Origin of the sequence: Vibrio sp. OPT41 (assembly GCF_015163595.1) — a bacterium.
In the GTDB taxonomy this organism is placed as follows: domain Bacteria; phylum Pseudomonadota; class Gammaproteobacteria; order Enterobacterales; family Vibrionaceae; genus Vibrio; species Vibrio alginolyticus.
In genome coordinates, this window is the sequence record NZ_JADDYH010000014.1 from 706,143 (window position 1) to 714,135 (window position 7,993).

Annotated in this window: 9 protein-coding genes; 7 read left to right on the top strand and 2 right to left on the bottom strand. The window is 43.5% G+C overall.

Annotation, left to right across the window (positions count from 1 at the left end; translation table 11 throughout):
* Positions 1-62: 62 nt before the first annotated feature.
* Genes IQP38_RS06780 through IQP38_RS06790 form a run of 3 tightly spaced genes read left to right on the top strand, consistent with a single transcriptional unit; the run spans position 63 to position 2,422 of the window.
* Positions 63-941 (top strand): LysR family transcriptional regulator, encoded by an 879-nt coding sequence (locus tag IQP38_RS06780; RefSeq protein ID WP_005378151.1) that lies wholly within the window; start codon positions 63-65, stop codon positions 939-941.
* 18 nt (positions 942-959) lie between these two features.
* Positions 960-1,787, top strand: coding sequence for an NAD-dependent epimerase/dehydratase family protein (locus tag IQP38_RS06785; RefSeq protein WP_025766873.1), 828 nt, complete (start codon positions 960-962; stop codon positions 1,785-1,787).
* On the top strand, positions 1,784-2,422 hold the full coding sequence (locus IQP38_RS06790; RefSeq protein WP_104978978.1) for a YdcF family protein: 639 nt from the start codon (positions 1,784-1,786) through the stop codon (positions 2,420-2,422). Before IQP38_RS06785 ends, IQP38_RS06790 begins: the two co-directional genes overlap by 4 nt.
* Positions 2,423-2,482: 60 nt before the next feature.
* On the opposite strand, the gene IQP38_RS06795 is transcribed toward IQP38_RS06790, so the two are convergent.
* On the bottom strand, positions 2,483-3,061 hold the full coding sequence (locus tag IQP38_RS06795; RefSeq protein ID WP_005378154.1) for a thymidine kinase: 579 nt from the start codon (positions 3,059-3,061) through the stop codon (positions 2,483-2,485).
* A gap of 87 nt (positions 3,062-3,148) precedes the next feature.
* The gene (gene cysS / locus IQP38_RS06800; RefSeq protein ID WP_017634684.1) at positions 3,149-4,531 is read right to left on the bottom strand and encodes a cysteine--tRNA ligase; all 1,383 of its coding nucleotides are present in this window, start codon (positions 4,529-4,531) and stop codon (positions 3,149-3,151) included.
* A 202-nt stretch (positions 4,532-4,733) separates the two neighbouring features.
* Here cysS and IQP38_RS06805 point away from each other — a divergent pair, with 202 nt between their 5' ends.
* From IQP38_RS06805 to IQP38_RS06820, 4 genes are all read left to right on the top strand, one after another.
* On the top strand, positions 4,734-5,228 hold the full coding sequence (locus IQP38_RS06805) for a peptidylprolyl isomerase (RefSeq protein ID WP_005378156.1): 495 nt from the start codon (positions 4,734-4,736) through the stop codon (positions 5,226-5,228).
* Positions 5,229-5,288: 60 nt separating this feature from the next.
* Positions 5,289-6,026: a UDP-2,3-diacylglucosamine diphosphatase gene (gene lpxH / locus IQP38_RS06810; protein ID WP_005389817.1), complete on the top strand. Its 738-nt coding sequence runs from the start codon at positions 5,289-5,291 to the stop codon at positions 6,024-6,026.
* A 98-nt stretch (positions 6,027-6,124) separates the two neighbouring features.
* The gene (locus IQP38_RS06815) at positions 6,125-7,339 is read left to right on the top strand and encodes an EAL and HDOD domain-containing protein (RefSeq protein WP_017821720.1); all 1,215 of its coding nucleotides are present in this window, start codon (positions 6,125-6,127) and stop codon (positions 7,337-7,339) included.
* A gap of 80 nt (positions 7,340-7,419) precedes the next feature.
* Positions 7,420-7,935 carry a YchJ family protein gene (locus tag IQP38_RS06820; RefSeq protein WP_031812834.1) on the top strand — a complete coding sequence of 172 codons (516 nt, stop codon included), beginning with the start codon at positions 7,420-7,422 and terminating at the stop codon, positions 7,933-7,935.
* Positions 7,936-7,993: the final 58 nt, after the last annotated feature.

Sequence of the window (7,993 nt, forward strand, 5' to 3'; positions counted from 1 at the left end):
ATGCTTAGAATTTTATCTATTATTTAGATAACCAAAAGTTAGATACCATCGGTTTAAGCGATATGTTTACCATCGAACAACTGCAAGCTTTTATTGCTACATCAGAAGCAGGATCATTTTCAGGAGCAGCTAGAAAACTGGGGCGAGCTCAATCTGTAGTGAGCCAGCACATCATGAATATGGAGATCGACTGTGGCGTTGAGCTTTTTGATCGATCAGGCAGGTACCCTAAATTAACTGAGAATGGCCTCGCGCTCGTACCTTATGCACAAGCAACAATCAGCCAACTCGACCGCCTAAACAATAGGGCATCGCAGCTCTTTTCCACGCCAACGAACAAATTAGTCTTAGCTATTGATGAAGGGATTCCTCTGACTCGCTTGCCGGATGTGCTAAAGAAGTTAGAGCAACGCTTTCCACACTTACAAGTTGAATGCTTAACGGCATCAAGCCCTGATATCATTGAATTGGTTAAGTCGGAACGCGCCACGACTGGGATTATTTTGAGTGATTTACAAATGCCAAGGCACATCGATTTCACCAATCTTGGCAATATTGCATTTGATGTCTATGTCTCTTCAACGCATCCTTTAGCAAAGCAGCAAATCACTCACATTGATCAACTAAAACAACATCGTCAATTGGTCATACGATCCAAAAGTGCAGAGCCATGTGGTCTCAATCAAGCATTTAGCCCAGATATCTGGTACGCTGATAACTACTATATTTTGTTGGAATTGGCGAATAAAGGGTTTGGTTGGTGCTTTCTACCACAGCATTTAGTCGCGTATTCACCTAATACATTAAAAAAAGTTGGGGATGATTTCACAAAACTGGCTTGGCAAGTCAATGTTGACCTTATTCAGCACCAGAAATGGCATTCAGATCCCCTCCATCAACAAGCCAAAGCAGAACTGCTCAACCTATTCGGGCAGACATAAGTAAGTAGGAAGACCCAAATGGCAAATACATTGATCGTAGGTGCAGGCTGGCTCGGAACTCCGCTAGCAGAAACATTGATGAAAGATGGACACTATGTTGTCGTCACTCGTCGTAGCCAAACTCGATTAAAAGAGTTACCCACCTCATTAACTCACTCCGCATTGTTCGATTTCAATCAATTGAACGCCACAGCACGGCTAGATGAGCTGCTCAAACAGCATCAAATTACGCACGTTATCGGTGCTTTTCCTCCAGGATTTCGTAAAGGACGCGGTCAAGAATATGCACAGCAATGGCAAATACTTGCCAACGCAGCTAAGCAAAACAACGTTGAAAAACTTCTCATGATCAGCTCTACCACGGTTTACCCTAACCTTGCTTCCGATATGGAAGAAGCTGACGCGTCACTCTCTTTAGCAGCCGAAAGCCCTTATTTCTCTGACAATGCACGTATTATGCTTCAAGCAGAGCAGCATGTTATCGACTCGAATATTAACTTTGTTATTCTACGTTGTAGCGGATTAATCGGGCCAGATAGACACCCATCTCGCTTTGCAGCAAGGCTTCAACAAGTTAGTCGTAAAGCACCAGCTAATATGCTTCATCAAGATGATGCTGTCTCGGCTGCGAAATTTGCCTTAGGCAATTTAAGCAACCAAGTCATTAACGTTACGACACCTCATACTGTCAGCAAGGCTGAGTTCTACCAAGCTGCCATAAACAAAATCGGAAGTGAGATACCTCTTCCACCCGTCACAGAGCAAGCTGACAAGCGTATTCTTGCTGACAAACTACTCTCACTTGGTTATCGATTTCACTTCAATTCAACTTTGGATGCGCTATGAGACTCTATAGACATATAGAAACGCTTTGGGATTACATGCAACTCAAACATAAACTGAAGCCTGCGGACTGTTTGTTTGTGATGTGCAGTAATGATGTGCGTGTAGCGGAGCACGCTGCCAAGCTCTACCACCAAAAGTTGGCACCTTTGATTGTATTTTCAGGGGGTGAAGGTCGCTTCACAGATGGACTGTTTGAAAAAAGCGAAGCAGAAACCTTTGCCGAGATTGCAAAGATGTCGGGCGTTCCAAGTGAAGCAATTTTGCTCGAAACTGAATCCACAAACAGTGGAGAAAATGTTCGCTTTACTGAGCAACGATTAAAAGAGGAAGGAAAACAGTGTTCCTCGTTTATTCTGGTACAAAAACCGTTTATGGAGCGTAGAGCAATCGCGACATTTGAAAAACAGTGGCAGTCACCCTACACTCAGCTCCAAGTAAGCTCTGCGGCTCTTCCATTTTTTGAATACATTAATGAAGACATGCCATTAATGATGGTGCTAGAAGCACTAATGGAAGATTTCTCTCGCGTAAAAAGCTATCCAGAGAAAGGATTTCAAACCGAGCAGAACATCCCTCAGCAAGTCGAATCTTCTTACCAGGTTTTACTCGAGCGGTTTGGTTTTGACTTAGTCTAACTTTTTCTAACCGACAACAAAAAGCCACCAAGTTCGGTGGCTTTTCTGTATCAATACGGCTTATTTACCGAGTGCTTCTTTGTAATGTTGGCGGCATACGGAGACATACTTATCGTTACCGCCGATCGCAACTTGATCGCCTTCTTTAATTGCCACGCCGTGTTCATCGGTACGAATAACCATATTCGCTTTGCGGCCGCAATGGCAGATTGTTTTGAGCTCAACCAGCTTGTCTGCCCAAGATAATAGATACTTACTGCCTTCAAAAAGTTCGCCTAGAAAATCGGTGCGAAGGCCGTAACACAATACTGGAATATGCAACTTATCAACGACTTCAGTAAGTTGATAAACTTGTTCTTTCGACAAGAACTGACACTCATCAACAAGAATACAGTGACGTTTTTCAACCTCATTCAGAGCTGCGATCTCCTGATACAAATTGGTATCCTGACGAAATAAATGTGCGTCAGATTGAAGACCAATACGAGAGCTCACTTTACCGACACCAAAACGATCATCTAGCGCAGCCGTAAAAATAACTGGCGTCATGCCGCGTTCTTGATAGTTGAAAGAGGATTGAAGAAGCGTTGTTGATTTACCCGCATTCATTGCTGAGTAATAGAAATACATCTGAGCCACAGAGCATTACCTAAAGTTAAAGTTTTAATTTATGGAAATGGAAAATAAAAGGGCTGAATTATCAGCCCTTTAAAAATGAAAATTCAATTACTTACGACGCCACGTTGTGCCTTCTGGACCATCTTCCAGAACAATGCCCATTTCGGTCAGCTTGTCACGAGCCATATCTGCATTCGCCCAATCTTTCGAAGCACGAGAGTCGTTACGCAGCTTGATCAGAGCTTCGATTTCAGCCACTTCATCATCGTTACCCGCATCACCTTTTAGGAAGGCTTCAGGATCTTGGTGAAGAATACCGATCACGTCAGCTAGTTCACGCATTAGCGCACCGAGTTCGCTCGCTTTCTCTAGGTTTTCTGTTTTCAGACGGTTAACTTCGCGCGCCATGTCGAACAGAACTGAGTACGCTTCTGGTGTGTTGAAGTCATCGTTCATCGCTGCAGTGAAGCGAGATACGTATTCTTCACCACCAGCAGGCGCAGCATTTAGATCCAAACCACGTAGAGATGTGTACAGGCGCTCAAGCGAAGCACGTGCTTGGTTTAGGTTATCTTCGCTGTAGTTTAACTGGCTACGGTAATGACCAGACATTAGGAAGTAACGCACTGTTTCAGCATCGTAGTGACCAAGAACGTCACGGATAGTAAAGAAGTTACCTAGAGATTTAGACATCTTCTCACGGTCTACCATTACCATGCCGCTGTGCATCCATGTGTTCACGTATTGTGTATCGTGCGCACAGCATGATTGTGCGATTTCATTTTCGTGGTGTGGGAACTGAAGGTCAGAACCGCCGCCGTGAATGTCGAAGTGGTTACCTAGGATTGAAGAGTTCATTGCTGAACACTCTATGTGCCAACCTGGACGACCTGGACCCCATGGTGACTCCCACGTTGGTTCACCCGGCTTAGACATCTTCCAAAGTACAAAGTCTAGAGGGCTGCGTTTTGCTGTTTCGATATCAACGCGCGCGCCAGCTTGAAGCTGATCAAGGTCTTGCTTAGAAAGCTTGCCGTATTCGTTGAACTTACCCACTTCAAACATTACGTCACCGTTATCTGCAACGTATGCAAAACCGCGCTCGATTAGCTTCTCAACCAATTCGATGATTTCAGCAATAAACTGTGTCGCACGAGGTTCAACGTCCGGACGTTTCATGTTCAGCGCATCAAAATCAGCGTGCATTTCACTAATCAAACGCTCAGTCAATGAATCGCAAGACTCACCGTTTTCTGCGGCACGTTTGATGATCTTATCGTCGATATCTGTGATGTTACGTACAAACGTCAGATCATAGCCCAAGTAGCGAAGGTAACGTGATACAACGTCAAAAGAGACAAAAGTGCGACCGTGACCAATGTGACAGAGATCGTAGATGGTAACTCCACAGACATACATACCGACTTTGCCAGCTGTAATTGGTTTGAATTCCTCTTTCTGTCTTGTGAGTGTGTTATATATCTTTAACATGATCTCTATCTATGATTGTGAATGAATAAAGGAAGATGAGTATATCAACTCCAACCTAGTTAGGTAATAGCAATTAACCGATAAAACGATAATCGGCTAAACTTCAAGCACAAAACGAAGAATTTCCTCTTCCTGAGTTTTTAAAGCACTAGAACTTAGGCTAGAATCTCGGGCTCAACACAACACAGTAAAGGAAAGTAGCATGATCACCCTTCACACTAATTTTGGTGACATCAAGATTCAACTAAACGAAGAGAAAGCGCCAGAGACAAGCGCAAACTTCCTTCAGTACTGCCGCGACGGTTTCTACGACAACACGCTTTTCCACCGTGTTATTGACGGCTTCATGATCCAAGGTGGTGGTATGGAGTCTGGTCTACGTGAAAAAGCGACTCGTGCACCTATCAAGAACGAAGCAAACAACGGCCTTAGCAACAAAGTGGGTACACTTGCTATGGCACGTACTATGGAGCCGCATTCAGCAAGCTCTCAGTTCTTCATCAACGTAAACAACAACACGTTCCTAGACTTCCGTAGCGAAAGCCTAGACGGTTGGGGTTACTGTGTGTTCGGTGAAGTAATCGAAGGCATGGACATCGTAAATAAGATCAAAGGCGTTAGCACTGGTTCTTACGGCATGCACCAAGACGTACCTCTAGAAGACGTAGTAATCACTGGTACAACAATTGAAGAGTAATTCTTAGGAATTATTTTTAAAAGATAAGTTAATGGGGAGGCATAGCTTCCCCTTATTTCTATGACGACATTATTTATTTCCGATCTTCACCTTACCCCATCACGTCCTGATATCACGGAATGTTTTGTGACGTTCATGCGAACAGAAGCAACAAAAGCTGATGCACTTTATGTACTCGGCGATCTGTTTGAGTTCTGGATTGGTGACGATGACAACACCCCTTTTGCAGACCAAATCCGTGCAGAGTTTAAAGCACTGACGGATGCGGGTGTGCCAACTTTTTTCATCCAAGGCAATCGAGATTTTTTACTCGGCAAACGCTTTTGCAAAGAAACCGGTATGACATTACTCGACGATGTCTGCACGATTGATCTTTATGGTCAAAAAGCCGTAATCCTACATGGCGATACGCTCTGCATTGACGATGTGAAATACCAAGAGTTTAGAAAAACCGTTCACAAGCCATGGCTACAATGGTTGTTTAACCGTATTCCTTGGTTCATTAAGAAGAAAATTGTCTCAAAAGTTCAATCCGATATTCGTGATGATAAAATGAGCAAGTCATTAGATATCATGGACGTCAACCAAAACGAGGTCGAGAAAGTAATGTCTCAGAACTGCGTCAACTTAATGATTCATGGTCACACACATCGCCCGAACACACATTTTTTTGACGTCGATGGCGTTAAAAAGACCCGAATTGTTTTAGGGGATTGGTATACGCAAGGCTCAGTTTTAAAAGTAAATTCTGATAGTTTTGACCTGCAAACGAGACCGTTCATACAGAATTTGCGTTAAGCATGTAGAGCGTGTAGAAGATTCACGCTCAAGTCGTAGATATTTTGTAAAAAATCGCTATTATCATAATACTAAGTTAAACAGAACGAAGTACCTAATTGAAGTATTCTTACGTAGCTCGCCAACCGATTCTGGATAGAGAAAAACGAACCATAGGTTACGAACTCCTCTTTCGAGACGGCCCTAAAAATACCTTCCCTGAAGTAGAACCAGAGCTGGCTACTAGTCGACTGCTATCCGATCATTTTTTGTCGACGCATTACAACACATTAGGAAACAAACTTGGCTTTGTTAACTTTCCGCATCAAAGCTTGGTGAACTTGGTCCCAACTTTGTTTCCTAAAGAATCTCTCGTCATTGAAGTCCTTGAAGACTGCCAACCGACAGAAGAACTGTTAGAAGCCATCAAGCACCTTCATGAGTGCGGGTACAAAATTGCTCTGGATGATTTTGTTCCGACGAAAGCTTGGAAGCGTTTTCTTCCATACGTTTCCATGATCAAGTTTGATATTAGACTTGTGCCGATCAAGAAAGCTGCCATTTTTATTCAGGCGTTGAGCCCATTTAAAATCGACTTTCTTGCGGAAAAGGTAGAGACCTATGAAGAGTTCGAGCAAGCTCTAGAAGCCGGTTTTAACTATTTTCAAGGGTATTTTTTTAGCAAACCTGAGATGATCCAGAAAAAACGGTTGAACCCCGCGTTTCTTACCGTCATCCAGCTTTGTAAAGAGATTGCAGATAAGCCCATCGACTTCAATGAGGTTGAACGTCTGTTTTCGATTGATGTGACGCTGTCATACAAGCTGCTTACTTACGTAAATTCAGGCTATACATTAACGACTAAGATCAAATCGTTCAGACAGGCGCTTATTTATCTGGGTGAAGAGCGACTACGACGCTTTATTTCCTTAGTTGCAATTGCCTCCGTTCAAGAAGATAAACCTGACTCTCTTTACTCTTTAGCGATTCAGCGTGCACGAATGTGTGAACTGCTACTTAGTCAAATGAACACTAGGTATGACCCTGGGCAGGCTTTTTTGACAGGCATGTTTTCTTTACTCGGATCTTTGCTCGATCAACCGCTCTCGGATGTCATTGAAGATATCCCCGTTGACGAAGATATAAAACTCGCATTAACCAGTCGAAAAGGCGTACTTGGTCACTTACTTTCGATGACGATCGCCTATGAACAAGCGGACTGGGAGTTAGCCGAGCGATATTGCACCGTTCTTAAATTAACCGAACCTCAATTAGCGGACGCTTTTAATCAATCGACGGAATGGGCTCAAGAACTGCTGTCTCAAACGCCCTAAATCGCTATAATGCCTCACCTCCAGCCTCGCAATTGTGAGGTTGTTTGTTTTTACCGCTTAATTAATCGAGATTTCATTTTATGGCTTCTTCTTGCCCTTGCGGATCTAACCGCACCTACCAACAGTGTTGTGAAATTGCCCACAACAACCATGCTGACGTCACCACTCCAGAGCAGTTAATGCGCTCTCGTTACAGTGCGCATGTGTTAGGTCTAGTCGATTACGTGGTGAACACGTACCACCCAAGCTGTAATGCAGAAGAGCAACGTGAAGGCATTGCCCAATCTATCGACAGCGATTGGTGCAAACTTGAAGTTGTAAAAACAGAAGCTGGCAGTAATGACAATGAAGGCTTTGTCGAATTTAGCGCTTATTTTGATGAAGACGGCAAGCGCTACTGTATGACAGAGCGTTCTCGCTTTGTAAAAGAAAATGGGCTTTGGTACTACATTGACGGCACGTTTCCAGAAGAAGAGCTAGAAGAAGAACCAGAACAAGATCCTCGCCTAAACCAACCAGTGAGTAGCCTAAAAGTAGGTCGTAACGACCCGTGTATCTGTGGAAGCGGTAAGAAATTTAAGAAGTGTTGTGGGTAAGATCATCCACTCCTAGCTTATTGAGCTCTCTTTAATGAAATTCCTGATCTCGCCTAGG